Below are 21,158 nucleotides of genomic sequence, written 5' to 3'. Positions count from 1 at the left end.
AATTCCGGTTTCGAACCCTTCGACGGTTCAGAAACTTAAAGAAAAAGCCCGGTTCGTCCGGGCTTTTTCTTTGTGCGGCTCAAGGTCACTCTAAAACGGCCGTTTCAGCGAGGCCAGCGCCTACGCCGTGCAGCAAAGACTTGTTGCACTGCACCAAAATTTGCGGCTATGTGCAGATATCCAAGATGGACCCGGTGTAATTCCGGGTGGCTCTTCCGGCCGCCGATCCGCCGGACAACAACAAAACCAGATCTGCGCTGACTATGATGGGCTGCGGTCCGTCGCGGTCTGGAAATGATTGACCGGAATTCCATGCTCACATTCAAAACCTACCGCGACGAGTGGCGCGGCAACCTGCGCGGCGACGTGCTCGCGGGCATTGTTGTCGCCCTGGCGCTGATACCAGAAGCCATCGGTTTTTCTGTCATTGCCGGCGTTGACCCCAAGATTGGGCTCTACGCTTCTTTCTCCATCGCCATGATTATCTCCATCACCGGTGGCCGGCCGGCGATGATTTCAGCAGCCACCGCGGCGACAGCCGTGCTCATGGTCACACTGGTGCGCGACCATGGTCTGCAATACCTGCTCGCGGCAACCATTCTGGCCGGCGTGGTCCAGGTCGCGGCCGGCTTCGCCAGGCTGGGTTATGTGATGCGGTTCGTGTCGCGCTCGGTGATGACCGGATTTGTCAACGCGCTTGCGATTCTGATCTTCATGGCCCAACTGCCGGAGCTGGTCGGCATGCCGTGGCAAACCTATGCGATGATCAGTCTCGGCCTTGCCATCATCTATCTGTTTCCCCGCATCACGAAGGCGGTGCCCTCGCCTCTGGTGTGCATCATCGTGCTCACCACCCTATCGCTGCTGCTTCACATCGACGTGCGGACGGTGGGCGACCTCGGCGAACTGCCGTCGAGCTTGCCGACCTTCCTGCTGCCAGACGTGCCTTTCACGCTGGAAACGCTGTGGATCATTTTGCCTTATTCACTAGGCGTGGCCGCGGTTGGCCTGCTCGAAAGCCTGCTGACGGCGTCCATTGTCGACCAGATGACCGACACAAAAAGCGACAAGAACCGTGAATGTGTTGGCCAGGGTATCGCCAACTTCGTAACCGGGTTCCTGGGCGGCATGGCCGGTTGCGCCATGATCGGCCAGTCGGTTATCAACGTCAAATCTGGTGGACGCACGCGGCTTTCCACATTTGTGGCCGGGGCGTTCCTGTTGTTCATGCTCATGTCGCTCGGCGACTGGCTGCGCGTCATTCCCATGCCGGCCCTGGTCGCCATCATGATCATGGTATCGATCGGCACGTTCAGCTGGTCTTCTCTGAACGATCTCAGGAAGCACCCCCGTCGTTCAAGCATCGTCATGCTGGCGACAGTGATCACCGTGGTCGGGACCCACAATCTCGCGCTTGGTGTCGGGGTGGGCGTGCTGCTCTCGGGCATCTTCTTCGCTTGGAAGGTGTCGCAGATTTTCCGCGTCACCTCGACCCTCAGTGGCGACGGCGCGGAGCGCCATTACCTTATCGAGGGCCAGTTATTCTTCGCTTCAGCGGAGGACTTTCTGAACGCGTTCGATTTCAAGGAGCGCCTCCAGCGCGCCGTCATCGACGTCACTCACGCTCATATCTGGGACCTCACTGGCGTCGGCGCAGTCGACACCGCCGTTCTCAAGTTCCGCCGCGAGGGCGTCGAGGTGGAGGTGGTAGGTCTCAACGAGGCCAGCGTCACCATCATGGACAAACTTGCCATGCACAATGAGCCGGGTGCTTTGGAACGAGTCTTCAGCCACTGACGAAGGCCTTCCGACTGAGGTTCTTCGGCTGGTGTCTCGGTTTGGATCCTCGCCCGAGATGACGACGGCGTGGTGTCTACCAGCCAGACCTCCCCTCCTGGTCAGGGCTCCAACAAACCGCTTCAAACTCCGCGCCCGCTTCGCTACGCTCAACCATGGCTCAATCCACCACCCAGATCTTCGGTGCCCGCCGCGACCAGGCGTTCCCCACGCTGGCCGAGGTGGACATCGACCGCATGCGCCGGTTCGGCGAGGCCAGCGCCTATGCGGCCGGCGAGAACATCGTCACGGCGGGCGATGTAGCGCCCGGTCTGATCGTCGTGCTGTCGGGCAGGGTGGATATCACCCAGGATGGCGGGCTCGGCAGGCGCGAGACGATCGTCACCCACGGTCCAGGCAGCTTTGTCGGCGAACTGGCGCAGCTTTCGGCCCGTCCCTCGCTGGTCAATGCGCAGGCCGCCGAACCGGTGGAGGCGTTCGTCATCGCCTCGCAGCGGCTGCGCGACCTGATGGTGCAGGAGGCGAATCTCGGCGAGCGCATCATGCGGGCGCTGATCCTGCGCCGCGTCGGGCTTTTGGAGAGCGCCACCAGCGGGCCGATCATCATCGGACCCCAGGACAATGCCGACGTGTTGCGGCTGCAGGGTTTCCTCGCCCGCAGCGGCCAACCGCACCGCGTGCTCGATTCAGACAGCGATCCCTGCGCCAAAACCCTGGTAGAACGCTTTGAGGTCGATCCGCACCACCTGCCGATCGTGCTCTGTCCAAACGGCAGGCTGCTGATGAACCCCGGTGAAAAGGACCTCGCCCGCTGCATCGGCCTGCTGCGGCCGATCGATGCCGATACGGTGTATGACGTGGCCATCGTCGGCGCCGGCCCGGCAGGGCTGGCGGCGGCGGTCTATGCGGCATCCGAAGGCCTGTCGACGATCGTGCTCGATTGCCGTGCCTTCGGCGGACAGGCCGGCGCCTCCTCGCGCATCGAGAATTATCTCGGTTTCCCCACGGGCATTTCGGGCATGGCGCTGATGGCGCGCGCCTACAACCAGGCGCAGAAATTCGGTGTCGAAATGGTGATCCCGGACGAGGCGAAGCTTTTGAGCGCCGCCGCCGACGCGTCAGGCGCCCGCTATCTGCTCGATGTCGGCGACGGCGAGACCGTGCGCGCGCGCAGCGTGGTGATCGCCAGCGGCGCGCGCTATCGCCGCCTCGACATCGCCAATCTGGCGCGGTTCGAGGGAACGTCCGTGCATTATTGGGCGTCGCCCATCGAAGGCCGGCTTTGCGCGGGCCAGGAAGTGGCGCTGGTCGGCGCCGGCAATTCGGCCGGACAGGCGGCCGTCTATCTGGCCAGTCATGCGCGGAAAGTGGCGCTCCTGGCGCGCGGCGGCAGCCTCGATGCCAGCATGTCGCGCTATCTGGTCGAGCGCATCCGGGCGCAGCCGAACATCGAGGTGCTGACCGGGACCGAAATCGAGGCTCTGGAGGGCGAAGAGGGCAATCTTGCCACAGTGCGCTGGCGCAACCGCGCCAGCGGCGCGAAAACGACGCGCTCGATCCGCCATCTTTTCCTGTTCATCGGCGCTGACCCGAACACCGACTGGCTGGCGAACTGCGATGTGGCGCTGGACGCCAGGGGTTTCGTGCGCACCGGATCGGACATAGGATCGACGCAGATGGAGACCAGCCGCAGCGGCGTGTTCGCCATAGGCGACGTCCGCGCCGGCTCGGTCAAACGGGTCGCGGCGGCTGTCGGCGAAGGCGCCCAGGTGGTCGCGGCATTGCATGCATATCTCGCTCGCGGCAACGCCGATACACCTCGAATGGCAGGAGAGCATGATGGATGAATGCAGACATACGCGCGACATCAGGAAGGTGACGCCGAGCGCGCTCGGCTGCGAGGAATGCCTGCAGAGTGGGTCGCAATGGGTGCATCTGCGGCTCTGCCGCACCTGCGGCCATGTCGGCTGCTGCGACGACTCGCCCAACCGCCACGCCACCAAGCATTTCCACGCCACCAAGCATCCGATCATCGAGGGCTACGATCCACCCGAAGGCTGGGCATGGTGCTATGTCGACGAGGTTTTTATCGAGCTTGGCGACGATGTAACCCCGCAGAACGGTCCGATCCCGCGCTTTGTTTGAGCGACGCCAGATGGCGAAGGAATCCCGAGAAAAGCGCGATCCATCCGGGCTTTCTTGGCGGCCGCCCCCCCTGCAGAACGGCTTGGCAGTCAGTCGGCGAAATACAGATATCCCAGCCACCCGGCCAGCACGATGGAGGCAGTCCAGATACAAACAATGATCACCGCCGCGTAGCGGCTCACCGGCCTGTCGGCGGCCAGCGCGGCGGTCTTTCTGTGTTCCGCCATCACCTCGGGCGGTATCATTCTGACCACGGCAAGGACGCCCAAAGGGACAAGGATGACGTCGTCGAGATAGCCGATCACCGGAATGAAATCGGGGATCAGGTCGATTGGCGACAAGGCATAGCCTGCAACACACACGGCAAGCGCCTTGGCGTACCAGGGCGTTCGGGGATCGCGAGCGGCGAGGTAGAGCGCATGCACATCGCGCTTGATCGTTCGGGCCCACTCATTCAGTGCCATTGGATGATTTTAGCGCCAAATGAAAACCGCCGACAGCGCACGCCAGGCGCCCGCCTCCGGGAGCGTCTCGAAGAACCGATGACCGCTGGTCTACCGCACGGAGCCGGTGACGGTCGGGTCGATCATGCTGGGAACGGACTTGCGTTCGTTTCCGGCAAGCGCCGCTATGATCAGCAGGCTGGCAACCACCGGGACAAACAGGATGGCGACGCGAGCTTGCACGTAAAAGATGGCGCGCCATTCATTGCGCTTGTCGGGGCTGTTGCTCATCATACTCACTTTGTCGGTCTCCCACGCGGTGACATAGCCGCGAACGGTTAAACAACTCCTTCCGACTTCGTTAACCCAGCGGAATTGAGGCGAAATTCCCAAGCGATGTCCCAGATGGCGATGCCAGCTTCAGTTCAGCCCGATAAGCTTGGCGCCCTGCCGGAACAGCACCACGGCATCCGGCTCGAAGCGGAAGGTGCCGATGAAATCGTCGGCGCAATAGTCCGGCCTTGTCTTGCGAATGGCGGCGGCGAAGCCGCGCGCCTCGTCGAGCCGTCCGGCCAGCGCCAGGCAGTGTGCGGCGATCGCCAGTATGATGGCGTGGGCGTTGGGCCGCGCCGCCGCCTTCAGCGCCCATTCGGCCGCTTCCTCGAACTGGCCGAGCCGGACATGCGCCATGGCGCGTGCGCCCAGCATGCCGAACAGCAGCGGGTCGAACGGGCTGAGATGGCGCGAATGATCGGAAGAGCCTATCGCCGCTCGCGGGTCGCCCGACTGCGAATGCACGAAGGACAGCGCGTAGTGGCCGAGCGCGAAGTTGGGGCTGAGATCGACAGCCCGTTCCAGTTCGAGCAGCGAACCGTCCTGCTCGCCGCGCAGCCACAGCGCCCGGCCCATTGCCCAATGCGCGGCCGGATTGTGGTCGTCGACCAGCAGGCTGTGTCCGGCGCTCTCGAAGGCCAGCGCGCTTTCGCGGTCGCGGTCGCCCCAGCGCTGGAAGGCGTTCTGCCAGTGGGTGAAGGACAGGCCGGCATAGGCGCGGGCGAAGGTCGGGTCGAGCTGCAGGGCCTGGGCAAAGAAATGCCGCGCCTGCTCGTTTTCGGCCTGGGTGAAGCGGTACATGTGCCAGAGGCCGCGATGATAGGCCTCCCAGGCGTTGAGCGAGCAGGGCGCCTTCAGCATGGCGCGGTTGCGCTCGACCGTTTCGATCTCGGCCGAGATCGAGGAGACGATGCTGTTGCCGATGTCGTCAAGCACGGAAAAGATGTCATCGGGCCTGCGCTCGAAGGTCTCGGCCCAGACGATCCTGGCGCTGCGCACCTCGATCAGTTCGACGCTGACGATGAGGCGGCCGGACGGGCTGCGCACGGTGCCGGTGGCGACATAGTCGACATTCAGCCGGCGGCCGGCATCCTCGGGCGCGATGTTCTGCTCTGCCAGCGCAAACACCGATCCGCGCGCGATGACGAAGAAGTCCCTGAGCTTGGCCAGGCGGGTGATGATGTCGTGGGTGAAACCGTCGGCCAATCCGCCGCGTGCGCCGCCGACCTCCTCGACAAACGGCATCACCGCCAGCGAAGCATGGCTGGGCTCGACCGGGCCGGGTGCGGTCGGCGTGGCCACCAATGGCGATAGTGTGGACAGGCAGGCCGTCCGAAGCGAGATGCCCGACTGTCGGTCACGGATCGCCCGCCAGGCCGCGCGAAGCGGTGCGAAATCCAGTTCTTCCGATTTGAACAACTGTTCTGCCGCCGCCAGATGCTCTTCAGCCGCGCCGATCTCGCCGCGTCCGGCCAGACCTGCCAAAAGTGCCGCATGTGCACGCCGGTCGAACGGCGCCAGTTCCACCCATGTGTCGAGATGGGCGATCGCCTCGTCGCTGTCTGCCGCCAGGCTGCCGACGAGTTGCTCCAGCACGGCGACGTGGCACGAGTGGAAGCGGCGGCGCTGCGCGGTCAGCCAGCTGTTGAAATGCGGGCTGCGCTCGAGCTCCAGCCCGTCGAGGAAATCGCCGGCAAACAGTCTGGCCAGCGCCCGCAAGCGCTCGACATCAAGGGTGCCGAGCCCTTGCGTGGCGGCCTGGCTCACCTCCAGCGCATCGACCAGGCAATCGCTCAGATCGAGTGCGACCGTGTCGCCCTGTGTCGCGACCCGGTGTCGGCCCACCGCGTCGAGCGTGCTCCGCAGCTTGCTCAGGCACCAGCGCAGTTCGCCCCTTGGGTCGTTCGGCACATCCCACAACAACTCGCACAGGCGACTGCGGCCGACCGGATGCGGCGCCAGCGCCAGATAGGCGAGCAGCGCGCGCAGCTTGCGTGACGCAGGCAGGGTAACCGGAGCGCCGTCGTGGGAGATCATCAGCGGCCCGAGCAGGCGCACGGAAAGGACCGGCATCTCGACGTCCAGCCTCGATCGGTTGGATTCCACGTGCGTTTCCACGCCTGCTCCCACGCTGGCCTGTCGGCCTCTCCTGTATCACCAAACACGACACGGCGCATCCGGCAGCGGATTTCAGCGCCCGATACAGCCATTGCCGCTGTGCGGCATGTCAGTCCTAGCGCGGCAAGGTCACCAAACCTCGCCGCCCAACCCGCTGGCTTGTAACCGGCCCGTGAAGACAAAACACGATGACAATCAGGGAGACCAAGATGTTGCAGCAGCAGAAGATCAGAACCACGGCCGGGCGCGGCCGCCTGTTCGACAGCATTCTCGACACCGTCGGCGACACGCCGGTGGTTCGCATCAACAATCTCGGACCGGCCCACGCGACGATCTACGTCAAGGCCGAGTACTTCAATCCCGGCGCTTCGGTGAAGGACCGGCTGGCGCTCAACATCATCGAGGAGGGCGAGCGCAGCGGTGCGCTGAAGCCGGGCCAGACGGTGGTCGAGGCGACCAGCGGCAACACCGGCATCGGCCTCGCCATGGTCTGCGCGCAGAAGGGTTATCCGCTGGTCGTCACCATGGCCGACAGTTTTTCGGTCGAGCGCCGCAAGCTGATGCGCATGCTGGGCGCCAGGGTGGTGCTGACGCCGCGCGCTGAAAAAGGTTTCGGCATGTACAAGAAGGCGGTGGAACTGGCCGAGGCCAATGGCTGGTTTCTCGCCCGCCAGTTCGAGACGGCCGCCAACGCCGCCATCCACGAGGCGACGACGGCGCGCGAGATCGTCAATGATTTCGCCGGCTCGCGGCTCGATTGCTTCGTCACCGGCTATGGCACCGGCGGCACGGTGGTCGGCGTGGCGCGCGTGCTGCGCCGCGAGTGTCCGGAAACCCGTATCGTGCTGTCCGAGCCGGCCAACGCGCAGCTCATCGGCAGCGGCAAGGTGCAGCAGCGCGGCGCCGATGGTGCCCCGGCCGCCAGCCATCCAGCCTTTGAACCGCACCCGATCCAGGGCTGGACGCCGGATTTCATCCCCAACGTACTGCAGGAGGCGATCGACACCAGCCTCTATGACGAGGTGATGCCGATCGCCGGACCCGAAGGCATCAAATGGGCCAGAGAATTGGCGCGGAAAGAGGGCATCTTCACCGGCATTTCCGGCGGCGCGACCTTCGCCGTGGCACGGCAGGTCGCGGAGAAGGCGCCGGCTGGCGCGGTGATCCTGTGCATGCTGCCCGACACCGGCGAGCGCTACATGTCGACACCGCTGTTCGACGGCATCGAGGCCGAGATGGATGCCGACGAGACTGCCCTGTCGCGCTCGACGCCCGGCTGTCAGTTTCCCGCGGCTTGACGGGAGATCCGTCATGGACGCCGTGCAAGAAAACCTCGGCCTGGTGGCCGAGGAAACGCTCGATCCCCTGGACTGGGCCGATGTGCAGGCCCTGTCGCACCGGGTCATCGACGATGCGGTCGATTATCTCCGCGATGTGCGCGACCGCCCGGTCTGGCGGGAGATGCCGGCCGATGTGAGAAAGGCCTTCTCGGCGCCGCTGCCGCGCTCCCCGGCGCCGCTGGATGCTGTCTATGCCGAGGTGTCCCGCACGGTGATGTCCTATCCGATGGGCAATATCCATCCGCGCTTCTGGTCCTGGTATATGGGGTCGAGCAACTTCACCGGCGCGCTCGGCGATTTCCTGGCGGCTATCCAGGGCTCGAACCTCGGCGGCGGCAACCACGCCGCCGGGCTGATGGATAGCCAGGTGGTGAACTGGTGCAAGGAGATGCTGGGCTTTCCAGCTTCTGCCGGCGGTACCTTGGTCAGCGGCGGCTCGATGGCCAACATCATAGGGCTGACCGTGGCGCGCAATGTCAAGGCCGGCATCGACGTGCGTGAGCACGGTGTCGCCGCCATCGAAAAGCCGCTGCGCTTCTACGGCTCGGAGCAGATCCACTCGTGCCACCGCAAGGCGATGGAGGCACTCGGCCTCGGCAACCGGGCACTGCGCCGCATACCGACCGATGCCGGGCTGCGCATCGATATCGCTGCCTTGCGTGCGGCGATCACCGAGGACCGCAGGGCAGGGTTCAAACCGGCCTGCGTCATCGGTACGGCCGGCACGGTCAACACCGGGGCGATCGACGATTTGCAGGCGCTTGCGAAGCTGGCACATGAGGAAGACCTCTGGTTCCATGTCGACGGCTGCATCGGCGCGCTGATCGCCATTGCGCCTGAAAATGCCCATCGCGTCGCCGGCATCGAACGGGCGGATTCGGTCGCGCTCGATCCGCACAAATGGCTGCACGCGCCATTCGAGGTCGGCTGCGCCCTGGTCAGGGATGCCGCCGCGCATCGCGGGGCCTTCGCTGTGACGCCGGAATATCTGGAATCGATGCCGCGCGGCCTCGCTTCCGGCGAATGGTTGCACGACTACGGCCTGCAGACGTCGCGCGGTTTTCGCGCGCTGAAGGTGTGGATGGCACTGAAGGAGCACGGTGTCGAGAAATTCGGCCGCCTGATCGACCAGAACATTGCTCAGGCCGTCTATCTTGCCGGCCTGATCGAGGCCGCACCGCGGTTGCAGCTGGCGGCATCGCCGACCGTCAACATCGTCTGCTTCCGCTATCAGCCCGGTCTGACAGGCGAGGCTCTGAAGGCGCTCAACACGGAGATCATGCTGCGGCTGCAGGAACAGGGCATTGCGGCCCTTTCGGACACCACGGTGCATGGCGAGCACTGGTTGCGCGTGGCGATCACCAACCATCGCACACGGCGCGAGGATCTCGACCTTCTGGTGCATGAAACGGTGCGGCTGGGGCATGACATCGCAACGCAGGGTTCCGCGCCTTCCTAGTTACGGGCAGGCATGCGATTCTGCCGCGATGATTCGGGAGATCCAGGCCGTGACGCTGTTTCGTATGGTTGCACTGGCAGCGCTGGTCTTCACCGCCCCGGCGCAGGCCGCCGACATGGCCTTTTTCGTCAAGAACCTGCGCAAGGAATCTGTCGCGGTCGAGCTGTTCAGCCGCGACCGTGAGACGGTCTGGCCGGGCAATGACAAGGTGTTCCTGATCGAACCCGAGTCGCAGAAATCCGTGCCGCTGTCCTGCAATCAGGGCGAACATATCTGCTACGGCGCCTGGGCCGACGGCAATGACAGCATCTCCGCCGGCGTCGGGCCGGACAATGACCAGCCCTGCGACACCTGCTGCTTCATCTGCGTGGAACATTCCACCGAGACGATCGATCTGGTGCCGTAGAGCGCGGAAGTTTCGTTGGACCCAAATTAAGTCGGGGATCGGCCCGTCCGGTCCACTTCCGCGATTCAGCGCTGCATGCAATGGTCGCCCCGCGGCCGGGTGGGCCGCTTGTTCGGGGGTTATCATGTTTCATGCCTATGCGCGCCGCATGCTGGCCGCGCTGTCCTTCGTCATGCTGGTTGCGTCGGCGGCGCAAGCCGACGATGTCACCTTCGCCATCAAGAACAGCCACCCCAACGCCATGCGCGTCGAGCTCTACAGCCAGGATCGCGACTATGTCTGGCCGGGCGAGGACAAGGACTATTTCCTCGACGACGGCGAGACCAAGCAGCTGCCGATATCCTGCAACGCGGGCGAATCGATCTGCTACGGCGCCTGGGTCGATGGCGATGAGGGCACCTATTGGGGCGTCGGTCCAGGCAACACGGAAAAATGCGAAGATTGCTGCTACACCTGCAACGGCGGCGAGACCGAGGAGATCGAGCTGGTCCCCTGACCGGTTTGCCAGCTTGACGGTCTTCGGGCCGGAAGCCATGGCCTGTGCAAATACCCAGCGCGCGCCGCCTCGAACTGTTCAGACGCGACGCGCTTCAGGCAAAAGGAGCTCAGCTATGGCCGGCATGGTCGAAAGCGACAAGATCGACGTCGGGTTTTCCGGCAAGCGTTGCATCCATTCGCGCAACTGCGTGCTCGGCGATCCGAATGTCTTCGTGCCCAACGCGCCGGGCCAATGGATCCATCCCGAGGCGGCCAGCGTCGAGAAGATCGTTGCCATCGCCGAAAGCTGCCCCTCGGGCGCCATCACCTACATCAGGAAGGATGGCGGGCCGCAGGAGCAGCCGCCGGTGGTCAACACCGTGCGGCTGCGCGAAAACGGCCCGCTGGCGGTACACGCCGGGATCGTGCTCGACGGCGAGACTTCTTATCGTGCCACGCTCTGCCGCTGCGGCGCCTCGGAAAACAAGCCGTTCTGCGACGGTAGCCACAACAAGTCAGGTTTTGCCGCCACCGGCGAGCCACCGCTGAAGGACACGCTGGCGCTCGAAGCGAGGAATGGTCCGCTGAAAGTGACGCCGACCACCAATGGCCCGCTCAAGCTAGAGGGCAATCTCGAGATCGTCACCGGAACCGGCCATACGGTCGACCGTACGCAACGCGCCTTCCTCTGCCGCTGCGGCCATTCCGCCAACAAACCGTTCTGCGATGGCACGCACAAGAAGGTGGGGTTTGTGGGGTAGCTGTTTTGGCCGGCGGGACAGCACCCCCCTCTGTCCTGCCGGACATCTCCCCCGCAAGGGGGGAGATTGGCAGTTTCCGCCGGCGGCGCCCTTTTCGGCATTGAAGATTGGCGAAAGCGGGGATGACATCCGATCTCCCCACTTGCGGGGGAGATGCCTGGCAGGGCAGAGGGGGGTGCTGTCCCGCCGACCTCGCTTGTTCACCACCACCAACCTACCTACCGTGGCCCAGCGCTCGCGGCTTTATCGTCCGCTCCGTATCGGCTAAGGGCAGGGACAAATAAATTGCCACCCGGACCGCCGCCAAAAATGACAGCCAAGACCAAGCCAAAGCCGCTGTTCCTCGGGATCGACACCGGCGGCACCTATACCGATGCCGTGTTGTGGTCTGAGACGGAAGGCCCGCAAGAGGGGCCGAACAAGGGCAAGGTGCTGGCCAAGGCCAAGGCGCTGACCACACGGCATGACCTCGCCGTTGGCATTTCCGGCGCCGTCGACGCGGTGCTGCAGAAAGCCGGCACCGATCCCGCCGCCATCAAATTGGTGTCGATGTCGACGACGCTTGCCACCAACGCGCTTGTCGAGGGCCAGGGCGGCCGCGTCGCGCTGGTGATGATCGGCTTTTCCGAGGGCGACCTCGCCCGCGACGGGCTGAAGGCCGCGCTCGGCACCGATCCGGTGGTTTTTTGTCCGGGCGGCCACGATGTGCACGGCAATGCCGCCAAGCTCGATCTGTCTGGACTGGAGGCGGCGTTGCCGGAACTCGGCGCCTCGGTGTCCGGCTTTGCCGTCTGCGCCTATTTTGCCACCCGCAATCCGGCGCATGAGATCGCCGCCCGCGAGTTGATCCGCGAAAAGACAGGCCTGCCGGTCACATCGAGCCACGAGCTGTCGGCCAAGCTCGGCGGCCCGCGCCGGGCACTCACCACTCTGCTCAACGCCAGGCTGATCTCAATGATCGACCGGCTGGTGGCGGCAACCGAAGGCTTTCTCCAGGCGCGCAACATTGCAGCCCCGCTGATGGTGGTGCGCGGCGACGGTGCGCTGGTTTCGGCAGCGTTTGCCCGCCAGCGGCCGATCGAGACCATCCTGTCCGGCCCGGCCGCCAGCCTGGTCGGCGCCCGCCACATGACCGGGCTCGACAATGCTGTGGTGTCGGACATCGGCGGCACCACCACCGACGTCGCCGTGCTCGACGGCGGCCGTCCCAGGCTCGACCCGGAAGGCGCCACCGTCGGCGGCTTCCGCACCATGGTCGAGGCCGTCGCCATGCGCACCTTCGGCCTCGGCGGCGATTCCGAAGTGGCGCTGGAAGATGGCGCGCTCAACCCGAAGATCCTGCTCGGGCCGCGCCGCCTGGTGCCGTTGGCGCTGGCCGGCATGGCGCACGGTACAGCTGTCACCTCCGAACTCGAACGCCAGCTGCGGGCGCCCAATCCCGGCCGCATGGACGGCCGCTTCGCGGTGCGCACCGGCGTGCCGGACCGGCTCGCCGCCGGCCTGACCGGCGCCGAAGCCAGGCTCTACGAGCTGATCGGTGCCGTGCCGCTCGCCGTCGACAGGCTTTTGAGTTCCAACGCGCAGAACGCGACGCTGAACCGGCTGGTGTCGCGCGGGCTGGTGCATGTCGCCGGCTTCACCCCGTCGGACGCCGCCCATGTGCTGGGCAAGCAGGCGAACTGGGATCCCATCGCCGCGCGCCTCGGCGCCGAACTGTTCGCCCGCAAGCGTGACGGCCGTGGCCAGAACATCGCCGCTTCGCCGGAAGCGATTTCGGAACGGGTGCTGGTGACGCTGACGCGCTGGTCGGCCGAATATATCCTCGAGACCGCCTTTGCCGAGGATGGGCTCGATGGCGCGTCGACGGTGGCGCACGCCCTGGTGCAGCGCGCGGTCGACGCGCATCCCGGCATCGCCCGCCTGAGCGTTGCGCTCGACCGCCCGGTCATCGGCCTCGGCGCCTCGGCGCCGCTGCACTATGCCGGGCTGCCGCCGCTGATCGGCAATGACTGCGTGGTGCCCAGGGATACCGATGTCGCCAACGCGCTCGGCGCCGTCGTCGGCCAGGTCAGGGTATCGGCCGAGGCGCGGGTCAGCCAGCCCATGGAAGGGCTGTTTCGTCTCGCCTCGGGCGAGACCGTGCGCGATTTCCTCGACGAGGCGACGGCGATCGCGGCGGCCGAGGCCGATGTCCGCGCCATCGTCGCGGAGCGCGCCAGGGATGCCGGCACCGACAGCGCCGAGATCGACGTCGCCACCGAATTCCGGGTCTCGACCGTCGAAGCCCAGCGCATGTTCATCGAGGCGCATGTCGTGGCCGTGGCCTCGGGAAGGCCGCGCATTGCGGTTTGAGCGGGGCGGCGAAATACGCCACCTTCACCCTAAGCTGAATTGACCCGGCAAACCTGACATGCCAAAGGCCCGCAAAGCCTTTCATCTGGAGTAGCCTGATGACCGACCGCATCGAGATCGCCGGATTGCGGATTGCCCGCGAGCTGCATGAGTTCGTGGCCAGGGAAGCGCTGCCGGGCACGGAGATCGAAGCGGACGCCTTCTGGAACGGTTTTTCGGCCATCATCCATGATTTGGCGCCGAAGAACCGGGCGCTGCTGGCAGCGCGTGACGCCATCCAGGAACAGGTAGATGGCTGGTATCGCGATCACGGCGCGCCGGTCGACATGGAGGCCTACAAGGGCTTCCTGAAAGAGATCGGCTATATCGTTCTGGAGGGCCCGCCCTTCAGCGTGTCGACCGACAATGTCGACCCCGAAATCGCTGATGTTGCCGGACCGCAGCTGGTCGTGCCGGTGATGAATGCGCGCTATGCGCTCAACGCCGCCAATGCGCGCTGGGGTTCGCTCTACGATGCGCTCTACGGCACCGATGCCATCCCCGAAACGGATGGCGCCGAAAAGGGCAAAGCCTTCAATCCGGCGCGCGGCGCCAAGGTCGTTGCCTGGACGAAGACCTTCCTCGACGAGGCTGCCCCGCTCACCTCGGGCAAATGGGCCGGGGTCAACGGTCTGTCATTGGCGCAAGGCGCCCTGCGGCTAAGCGCCGGCGCCGGCTCGACGACACTGGCCGACCCCAGGCAATTCGTCGGCTATCGTGGCGATGCCGCCAATCCCGATACCGTGCTGCTTGTGCGCAACGGCCTGCACATCGAGATCGTGATCGACCGCAACAACCAGATCGGCCGCACCGATCCGGCTGGCATCGCCGATGTCATCCTGGAATCGGCGCTGACCACCATCCAGGACTGCGAGGATTCGGTCGCGGCGGTGGATGCGCCAGACAAGGTCGTCGTCTACCGCAACTGGCTCGGCCTGATGAAGGGCGATCTGACGGAAGAGATCACCAAGGGCGGCAAGAGTTTTGTCCGCAAGCTCAACCCTGACCGCTCCTACACCGCGCCCGCCGGCGGCACGCTGACCGTGCCCGGCCGCTCGCTGATGCTGGTCAGGAATGTCGGCCACCTCATGACCAATCCGGCGATACTGGATCGCGACGGCAACGAGGTTCCGGAAGGCATCATGGATGCGGCGATGACGGCGCTGATCGCGCTGCACGATGTAGGGCCGAACGGCCGCCGCGCCAATTCCCGCGCCGGCTCGATGTATGTCGTGAAACCCAAGATGCATGGGCCGGAGGAGGTCGCTTTCGCCGTCGAGATATTCGACCGCGTCGAGGCCCTGCTCGGCATGACTGAGAATACCATCAAGATGGGCATCATGGACGAGGAGCGGCGCACCACCGTCAACCTCAAGGAGGCGATCCGCGCCGCAAAAGAGCGTGTCGTGTTCATCAACACCGGCTTCCTCGACCGCACCGGCGACGAGATCCATACCTCGATGGAAGCCGGCCCGATGATCCGCAAGGGCGACATGAAGCAGGCCGCCTGGATTTCCGCCTACGAGGCGTGGAATGTCGACACCGGGCTGGAATGCGGCTTGGCCGGCCACGCCCAGATCGGCAAGGGCATGTGGGCGATGCCGGATTTGATGGCGGCAATGCTGGAACAGAAGATCGCCCACCCCAAGGCTGGCGCCAACACCGCCTGGGTGCCGTCGCCGACGGCGGCGACGCTGCATGCCACGCACTACCACAAGGTCGATGTCCATGCCGTGCAGGCCGCACTCAAGAACCGGCCCAAGGCAAAGCTCGACGACATCCTGTCGGTGCCGGTCGCGGTGCGGCCGAACTGGTCGCCTGAAGACATCCAGAAGGAACTCGACAACAACGCGCAGGGCATTCTTGGCTATGTCGTGCGCTGGATCGACCAAGGCGTCGGCTGCTCGAAAGTGCCTGACATCAACGATGTCGGCCTGATGGAAGACCGCGCCACGCTGCGTATTTCCTCACAGCATATCGCCAACTGGCTGCACCACGGCGTGTGCAGCGAGGACCAGGTGATGGCGACGATGAAGCGCATGGCTGACATCGTCGACCGCCAGAACGAGGGCGACCCGCTTTACCAGCCGATGGCGGCCGACTTTGACAAGTCGATAGCCTTCCTCGCCGCCTGCGACCTGGTCTTCAAGGGCCGCGTCCAGCCCAACGGCTACACCGAGCCGGTGCTGCACGCGCGGCGGCTGGAACTGAAGGCGCAGCAAGCCTGAGGCAACGGATCGGTTTTGTCGTATTTCGCTCGACGGTGGTGAAATCGCCAGCGGCGTTGAAGGCGCGTCCGCGACTGGTGCGGCGGATGCTATTTGCTTCCGGCCACAGACAAGGCGTCAGGAAGCCGTATGGTCCAGGAGCCGGATGGTGGGATCGCGACGGTGTTCGGAGTTGACCCGATCGACGCCTTCCACCGTAATCGCGATCGTCCCGTTTTCCACTCTTGCTATCCAGCCCTTCGCTTTCAAATACCAGAGATGAAATTCGAGATGCTCTCGCGGACAGCCTGACAAGCGTTCGAGCTCCACATCTCCGATCCCGGGATTGCTGACGTCGTGCCGGCGCTTCGCGTAAAGCAGCGACAGCAGCCTGGCCTGGATCACGACATCCCGCTCGATGCCTTTGGTGTTGCTGGCTTCCTCGGCCAGCTCGTGGCGAAGGCCGGCATGGTCTCTATACGCGATGTCGTATTGTGCGCGTTTGACCGGATCCTTGAGCGTATTGTGGGCTTCCACGATTTCACTGAAACGGGCTTCATCGCCGGTTTCGCGATTGTCTGGATGATAGCGCATCGCAAAATAGCGAAATATGCGCTCCAACGTTTCCGAATTGGCGTTCGGGCTAACTTCCAAAACTTCGTAGTAGTCAATGAACATAGCGGGCTCCCCGACCGCAACCATATTCGCATTGTCTAAATAAGGAATGTCCAATGCAGAGACCAAGACTTTGGTCCGGCGTCGATGACATCCACGCTTCTGGAAGAGGAAGAAAATGGCCGGCGCCCGCTCGGTGAGGCCGTTGGGTGGTGAGGACGCCGGCCAAGCGGACAATCAGGTCCGCCGCACCGTGGAGATGATCGATTCGCAGAGGCGGTGTTATGGCGTGATCGCGGAAGGCAATGTGGCGAGGTCGGCTTGTCGGGCGGCGAGTGACCTACGCCGCCTGCGCCATCCGCTCCGAGCTCATGCGGTAGGAGATCGCTTCGGCCAGATGGATTCGGCCGACGGTTTCGCTGGCGTCGAGATCGGCAAGCGTCCGTGCCACCTTCAGCACACGGTGATAGGCCCGCGCCGAAAAGGCGAGCTTTTCGCTGGCGTCCTTGAGCAGCGACAGGCCGGCGGCGTCAGGCATGGCGATTTCCTCGATGATCGACGGTGAGCAATGCGCGTTGGTGGTGGCGCGGGTGGCGCCGAGCCGCTCGAAGCGTTCGCGCTGGATGGTGCGGGCGCGTGCCACGCGCATCGCCACATCGGCGCTTTTCTCCGCCCGGTCGGGCCGGATCAAGTCGCTGGCCGAGACCGCCGGCACTTCGATCCTGAGATCGATGCGGTCGAGCAGCGGGCCCGAAATGCGCGCCTGATAGTCGGTGCGGCAACGCTCGCCGCGCAGGCAGCGATAGCCTGGCTCGCCGGCCATGCCGCAGCGGCATGGGTTCATCGCCGCCACCAATTGGATACGCGCCGGATAGGTGACGCGATGGTTGGCCCGCGCGATCATGCAGTCGCCGGTCTCCAGCGGCTGGCGCAGCGCATCGAGCGTCTGCGGCGTGAACTCGGGAAACTCGTCGAGGAACAGCACGCCGTGATGGGCCAGCGACACCTCGCCCGGCCGCGCGCGGATGCCGCCGCCGACCATCGCCGCCATCGAGGCCGAGTGGTGCGGCGCGCGGAACGGCCGCCGGTCGGTCAGCTTGCCTTCGCCGAGTTCCCCCGCCACCGAGGCGATCATCGAGACTTCGAGCAATTCCTTCGGCGCCAGCGGCGGCAGGATCGACGGCAGCCGCTGCGCCAGCATCGATTTGCCCGATCCAGGCGGTCCGATCATAAGCAGATTATGACCACCGGCGGCGGCGACTTCCAGCGCCCGCTTGGCGGTCTCCTGGCCCTTGATGTCGGCGAGGTCGGGCAAATCCAGCGCCGCGGCGTGGATGCCGGCCTCGGGGCGCGACAGCACCTGCGTGCCACGAAAATGATTGGCGATGGCAATCAGGCTGCGCGGTGCCAGAATGTCGATATCCTTTCCAGCCCAGGCCGCTTCCGGCCCGCATGCGAACGGGCAGATCAGGCCCTTGCCCTCGGCATTGGCGGCGATCGCCGCCGGCAAGGAGCCGGCGACCGCGGCAATCGTGCCGTCGAGCGACAATTCTCCAAGCACGACATAGCCGGCCAGCATGTCGCCCGGAATGGCGCCCAGCGCGGCCATTAGGCCGAGTGCGATCGGCAGGTCGTAGTGGCTGCCTTCCTTCGGCAGGTCGGCCGGCGCCAGATTGACAGTCACCTTCTTCGACGGCATCGACAGGCCGGAAGCATGCAGTGCGGCCTGCACCCGCTCGCGGCTTTCGGCCACCGCCTTGTCGCCCAGGCCGACGATGTGCATGTTACCTTGCCGGGCGCGATCATCACCTGCACGTCGACCGGCACGGCCTCGATGCCCTGGAAAGCGACCGTGCGAACCCGCGCCACCATCGTGCAACCCCAATTCAGGCTGGCCCCAGCCCTGCGTTCAGGCCAGGAACGGCCCCTAGGGCAGCCAATCACACTTCCACGGTCAAATCAAGAACATTACGGGAACACATGAGCGCGTGGGTTGCAGCCGAATTGAGCGCGGTTGCAAAAACGGAACATGGTTAAGACAAAATGAAAACGGCTTACCCGCGCTTGTCCTCGACCGCGTCCCAGAACAGGCTGGCGATGTCGGCGCCGCCGAAACGCTTGACCTCACGCACGCCGGTCGGCGAGGTCACGTTGATCTCGGTCATGTAGTCGCCGATGACGTCGATGCCGACGAGGATGAAGCCGCGCTCTTTCAGCGACGGCCCGATGCGGGCGCAGATCTCGCGTTCGCGCTCCGTCAGTTCGGTCTTTTCGGCGCGGCCGCCGACATGCATGTTGGAGCGGGAATCGTGTTCGGCCGGCACCCGGTTGATGGCGCCGACCGGCTCGCCGTCGATCAGGATGATGCGCTTGTCGCCCTTGCGCACGTCCTTGAGATAGCGCTGCACGATATACGGTTCGCGGAACATCTGGCCGAACATTTCCAGCAGCGAGGCAAGGTTGCGGTCGGCCTCCAGCATGTGGAAGATACCGGCGCCGCCATTGCCGTACAGCGGCTTGATGATGATGTCGCCGAACTCCTTGCGGAAGGCGGCAACTTCGAGTGGATCCTTGGTGATCAGCGTGTCCGGCATCAGGTCGGCAAATTCGGTGACGAAGATCTTTTCGGGGCTGTTGCGCACCCAGGCCGGGTCGTTGACCACGAGCGTTTTCGGATGGATGCGCTCCAGGATGTGCGTGGTGGTGATGTAGTTCATGTCGAAGGGTGGATCCTGGCGCAGCAGGACGACATCCATTTCCGACAGATCGGTGCGCACCTTCTCGCCCAGCGAATAGTGGCTGCCCTTCTCGTCGCGCACCTGCATCTCCTCGATGCGGGCAAACACCTTGCCGTCGCGCAGCGACAGCCGATCCGGCGTGTAGTGGAACAGCTCATGGCCGCGCCGCTGCGCTTCCAGCGACAGCGCGAACGAGGTGTCGCCGGCGATCGACACGGTGGAGATGTGGTCCATCTGGACGGCGATTTTCAGCTTCATTGCGGGTCTCCGGCGGCTCGGATGGACGACTGTCTTGCCTGTACAGGCTCACTGCCCGTCTGCCAATCGCGACATTCCTGGGTTTGGCATCCGACACCCGAATGCGTTGCTTTCATCGACCCTTCGGAAAGGTCGCGCTTGTCTGTGAAATATCGATTTCGCGATACGTTTCCTAAAGGGTTTGCTGCCAGTCTGAAAATAAATTCCGACGTCACAAAACAGGGACACCGATGCAAACTTCGTTTGGCACCGGTCAGGCAAACAGGGAGAGCACGGATCTGGCATTCACCGATCCGTTGACCGGGCTTGGCAACCATCGCCGCTTCTTCGACAAGGTCGATCGCCTGATCGCCGACCGTGCCGACGATCCCGCGCCCTTTACCGTCGGCATTCTCGACCTCGACGGCTTCAAGCCGATCAACGATCTGTTCGGCCACAAGGCCGGCGATGACATCCTGATCCAGGTCGCGATGCGGCTGCGCGCCTCGATGGACGGCCATTCCACGGTCTGCCGCATCGGCGCCGACGAATTCGCCTTTCTCTATCCCCTGGTGTTCAGCGAGGATGCAGCGGCCGAAAAGTCCCGCATGCTGATCGAGATCCTGTCGGCGCCCTATGATGTCGGCGAACGCACCGCCAGGCTTTCGGCCTCGGTCGGCTGCTCGCTGTTCTATTCCGGCGACGAGACCACGGAAATCCTCATCAACAAGGCAGAGACGGCGCTCTACCACGCCAAGCGATCCGGGCGCGGCCGCGTCGTCGTCTACACCCGCGAGATGGAAGAGGCGGCCAAGCGCGTCACACGCATCGAACAGGCGCTGCGCCGCGCTGTCTCGGCCGGCGAGGTGGAACCGCATTTCCAGCCCATCGTCGACCTCAACACGCGCCGCACCATCGGCTTCGAGACGCTGGCGCGGTGGACCGACCGCGACCTCGGCTCGGTGCCGCCCACCGTCTTCATCCCCATCGCCGAGGAGCGCGGCATCATCGGCCCGCTGTCGCAGCTGGTGCTGCGCAAGGCGACCGAGGCGGCCCGAAGCTGGCCGAAGGATCTGTTCCTGTCGTTCAACCTGTCGCCTTCGCAGCTCGTCGACCAGAACACCGGCCTGCATATATTGGCGATCCTCGACCGTACCGGCTTCGATCCGCGCCGGCTGGAGATCGAGATCACCGAGACCGGCCTGATGAACGACCCGGCCTCTGCGGCGCAGATCGTCGAGGATCTGCGCCGCGTCGGCATCCGCGTCTCGCTCGACGATTTCGGCACCGGCCAGTCTTCGCTCGGCCGCTTGCGCGAATTCCATTTCGACAAGCTCAAGATCGACCGTGCCTTCGTCTCTTCCATTCTCGACGACCGCCCGTCCGAACACATCATCCGCGCCATTCTCGCAATGTGCGAGGGGCTCGGCATGGACGTGGTCGCCGAAGGCATCGAGCAGGAAGCGCAGGCCGATCGCCTCGTCCAGTTCGGCTGCGCCGGCGGGCAGGGCTATCTGTTCGGCAAGCCGGTCGATGCCGATGCCACGCTCGGCTATCTCCGCGATTCCTTCCGCGGCGCCCTCCGCGCCAAGGCGATCTGACCGGCGATCTCGAAGCGGTTTGCGACCCTGGTGACTTCACCTCGGGTGTCCAGCGCGGTGTATTGTCGTTTTGTCCGACATAAGCCCTGA

Annotated in this window: 16 protein-coding genes, 1 pseudogene and 1 other annotated feature; of the genes and pseudogenes, 11 read left to right on the top strand and 6 right to left on the bottom strand. The window is 64.6% G+C overall.

The annotated features are described in order from the left end of the window. Positions 1-184 precede the first annotated feature (184 nt). Positions 185-240: a sequence feature (sul1 is cis-regulatory element that is thought to sense ions involved in sulfur or methionine metabolism; They are found in Alphaproteobacteria), on the top strand. Between the two features lie 72 nt (positions 241-312). The 3 genes from NKI66_RS14570 (at position 313) to NKI66_RS14560 (ending at position 3,942) form a co-directional block, all read left to right on the top strand. After that, positions 313-1,797 carry a SulP family inorganic anion transporter gene (locus NKI66_RS14570; RefSeq protein ID WP_128305274.1) on the top strand — a complete coding sequence of 495 codons (1,485 nt, stop codon included), beginning with the start codon at positions 313-315 and terminating at the stop codon, positions 1,795-1,797. Positions 1,798-1,952: 155 nt separating this feature from the next. Beyond that, positions 1,953-3,644, top strand: a complete 1,692-nt coding sequence (locus NKI66_RS14565; RefSeq protein WP_352752034.1) for an FAD-dependent oxidoreductase — start codon at positions 1,953-1,955, stop codon at positions 3,642-3,644. Next, complete coding sequence (locus tag NKI66_RS14560; protein ID WP_352673182.1) at positions 3,634-3,942, top strand: UBP-type zinc finger domain-containing protein; 309 nt, start codon at positions 3,634-3,636, stop codon at positions 3,940-3,942. Before NKI66_RS14565 ends, NKI66_RS14560 begins: the two co-directional genes overlap by 11 nt. Before the next feature lie 89 nt (positions 3,943-4,031). Here the strand turns inward: NKI66_RS14560 and NKI66_RS14555 are convergent, their stop codons facing one another. The 3 genes from NKI66_RS14555 to NKI66_RS14545 form a co-directional block, all read right to left on the bottom strand. After that, positions 4,032-4,406: a YkvA family protein gene (locus tag NKI66_RS14555; RefSeq protein ID WP_352752032.1), complete on the bottom strand. Its 375-nt coding sequence runs from the start codon at positions 4,404-4,406 to the stop codon at positions 4,032-4,034. Between the two features lie 90 nt (positions 4,407-4,496). Further along, the gene (locus NKI66_RS14550; protein ID WP_013528612.1) at positions 4,497-4,679 is read right to left on the bottom strand and encodes a hypothetical protein; all 183 of its coding nucleotides are present in this window, start codon (positions 4,677-4,679) and stop codon (positions 4,497-4,499) included. Between the two features lie 126 nt (positions 4,680-4,805). Beyond that, positions 4,806-6,791, bottom strand: a complete 1,986-nt coding sequence (locus NKI66_RS14545) for a BTAD domain-containing putative transcriptional regulator (RefSeq protein WP_352752049.1) — start codon at positions 6,789-6,791, stop codon at positions 4,806-4,808. 254 nt (positions 6,792-7,045) lie between these two features. Between NKI66_RS14545 and NKI66_RS14540 the strand changes: the two genes are divergently transcribed. From NKI66_RS14540 to NKI66_RS14510, 7 genes are all read left to right on the top strand, one after another. Continuing rightward, positions 7,046-8,134, top strand: coding sequence for a PLP-dependent cysteine synthase family protein (locus tag NKI66_RS14540; RefSeq protein ID WP_023814181.1), 1,089 nt, complete (start codon positions 7,046-7,048; stop codon positions 8,132-8,134). Positions 8,135-8,147: 13 nt separating this feature from the next. Then, entirely contained in the window at positions 8,148-9,635 is a 1,488-nt protein-coding gene (locus NKI66_RS14535; protein ID WP_023814182.1) for a pyridoxal phosphate-dependent decarboxylase family protein, read from the top strand. 49 nt (positions 9,636-9,684) lie between these two features. Continuing rightward, the gene (locus NKI66_RS14530) at positions 9,685-10,041 is read left to right on the top strand and encodes a hypothetical protein (RefSeq protein ID WP_023814183.1); all 357 of its coding nucleotides are present in this window, start codon (positions 9,685-9,687) and stop codon (positions 10,039-10,041) included. Between the two features lie 124 nt (positions 10,042-10,165). Then, a complete protein-coding gene (locus NKI66_RS14525) occupies positions 10,166-10,537 on the top strand; it encodes a hypothetical protein (RefSeq protein WP_352752031.1) in 372 nt (123 codons plus the stop codon). A gap of 115 nt (positions 10,538-10,652) precedes the next feature. After that, entirely contained in the window at positions 10,653-11,279 is a 627-nt protein-coding gene (locus NKI66_RS14520) for a CDGSH iron-sulfur domain-containing protein (RefSeq protein ID WP_352442629.1), read from the top strand. A 309-nt stretch (positions 11,280-11,588) separates the two neighbouring features. Then, complete coding sequence (locus NKI66_RS14515) at positions 11,589-13,631, top strand: hydantoinase/oxoprolinase N-terminal domain-containing protein (RefSeq protein ID WP_352720961.1); 2,043 nt, start codon at positions 11,589-11,591, stop codon at positions 13,629-13,631. Positions 13,632-13,729: 98 nt separating this feature from the next. After that, positions 13,730-15,898 carry a malate synthase G gene (locus tag NKI66_RS14510; RefSeq protein WP_352752029.1) on the top strand — a complete coding sequence of 723 codons (2,169 nt, stop codon included), beginning with the start codon at positions 13,730-13,732 and terminating at the stop codon, positions 15,896-15,898. 117 nt (positions 15,899-16,015) lie between these two features. Here NKI66_RS14510 and NKI66_RS14505 read toward each other — a convergent pair whose 3' ends face one another. The 3 genes and pseudogenes from NKI66_RS14505 to gshB all read right to left on the bottom strand — a co-directional run bounded on the left by NKI66_RS14505 (position 16,016) and on the right by gshB (position 19,488). Then, entirely contained in the window at positions 16,016-16,555 is a 540-nt protein-coding gene (locus tag NKI66_RS14505; protein ID WP_023814449.1) for a DnaJ domain-containing protein, read from the bottom strand. A gap of 277 nt (positions 16,556-16,832) precedes the next feature. Further along, positions 16,833-18,364: pseudogene (locus NKI66_RS14500) on the bottom strand (YifB family Mg chelatase-like AAA ATPase). A 182-nt stretch (positions 18,365-18,546) separates the two neighbouring features. After that, positions 18,547-19,488, bottom strand: coding sequence for a glutathione synthase (gene gshB / locus NKI66_RS14495; protein WP_023814198.1), 942 nt, complete (start codon positions 19,486-19,488; stop codon positions 18,547-18,549). A gap of 230 nt (positions 19,489-19,718) precedes the next feature. On the opposite strand from gshB, the gene NKI66_RS14490 reads away from it, so the two are divergent. Then, positions 19,719-21,068, top strand: a complete 1,350-nt coding sequence (locus NKI66_RS14490; RefSeq protein ID WP_023814197.1) for a putative bifunctional diguanylate cyclase/phosphodiesterase — start codon at positions 19,719-19,721, stop codon at positions 21,066-21,068. The last annotated feature ends 90 nt before the right edge of the window (positions 21,069-21,158 follow it).

This window comes from Mesorhizobium sp. M0518, from assembly GCF_040321125.1.
Classification (GTDB): domain Bacteria; phylum Pseudomonadota; class Alphaproteobacteria; order Rhizobiales; family Rhizobiaceae; genus Mesorhizobium.
The sequence above is the reverse complement of the archived record's forward strand: the minus strand, read 5'-3'. Positions and strand labels throughout refer to the sequence as shown.

Coding starts and splice junctions, on each gene's coding strand:
- NKI66_RS14570 (WP_128305274.1), top strand. CDS start 313: ATGCTCACATTCAAAACCTACCGCGACGAGTGGCGCGGCAACCTGCGC.
- NKI66_RS14565 (WP_352752034.1), top strand. CDS start 1,953: ATGGCTCAATCCACCACCCAGATCTTCGGTGCCCGCCGCGACCAGGCG.
- NKI66_RS14560 (WP_352673182.1), top strand. CDS start 3,634: ATGATGGATGAATGCAGACATACGCGCGACATCAGGAAGGTGACGCCG.
- NKI66_RS14555 (WP_352752032.1), bottom strand. CDS start 4,406: ATGGCACTGAATGAGTGGGCCCGAACGATCAAGCGCGATGTGCATGCG.
- NKI66_RS14550 (WP_013528612.1), bottom strand. CDS start 4,679: ATGATGAGCAACAGCCCCGACAAGCGCAATGAATGGCGCGCCATCTTT.
- NKI66_RS14545 (WP_352752049.1), bottom strand. CDS start 6,791: ATGCCGGTCCTTTCCGTGCGCCTGCTCGGGCCGCTGATGATCTCCCAC.
- NKI66_RS14540 (WP_023814181.1), top strand. CDS start 7,046: ATGTTGCAGCAGCAGAAGATCAGAACCACGGCCGGGCGCGGCCGCCTG.
- NKI66_RS14535 (WP_023814182.1), top strand. CDS start 8,148: ATGGACGCCGTGCAAGAAAACCTCGGCCTGGTGGCCGAGGAAACGCTC.
- NKI66_RS14525 (WP_352752031.1), top strand. CDS start 10,166: ATGTTTCATGCCTATGCGCGCCGCATGCTGGCCGCGCTGTCCTTCGTC.
- NKI66_RS14520 (WP_352442629.1), top strand. CDS start 10,653: ATGGCCGGCATGGTCGAAAGCGACAAGATCGACGTCGGGTTTTCCGGC.
- NKI66_RS14515 (WP_352720961.1), top strand. CDS start 11,589: ATGACAGCCAAGACCAAGCCAAAGCCGCTGTTCCTCGGGATCGACACC.
- NKI66_RS14510 (WP_352752029.1), top strand. CDS start 13,730: ATGACCGACCGCATCGAGATCGCCGGATTGCGGATTGCCCGCGAGCTG.
- NKI66_RS14505 (WP_023814449.1), bottom strand. CDS start 16,555: ATGTTCATTGACTACTACGAAGTTTTGGAAGTTAGCCCGAACGCCAAT.
- gshB (WP_023814198.1), bottom strand. CDS start 19,488: ATGAAGCTGAAAATCGCCGTCCAGATGGACCACATCTCCACCGTGTCG.
- NKI66_RS14490 (WP_023814197.1), top strand. CDS start 19,719: ATGCAAACTTCGTTTGGCACCGGTCAGGCAAACAGGGAGAGCACGGAT.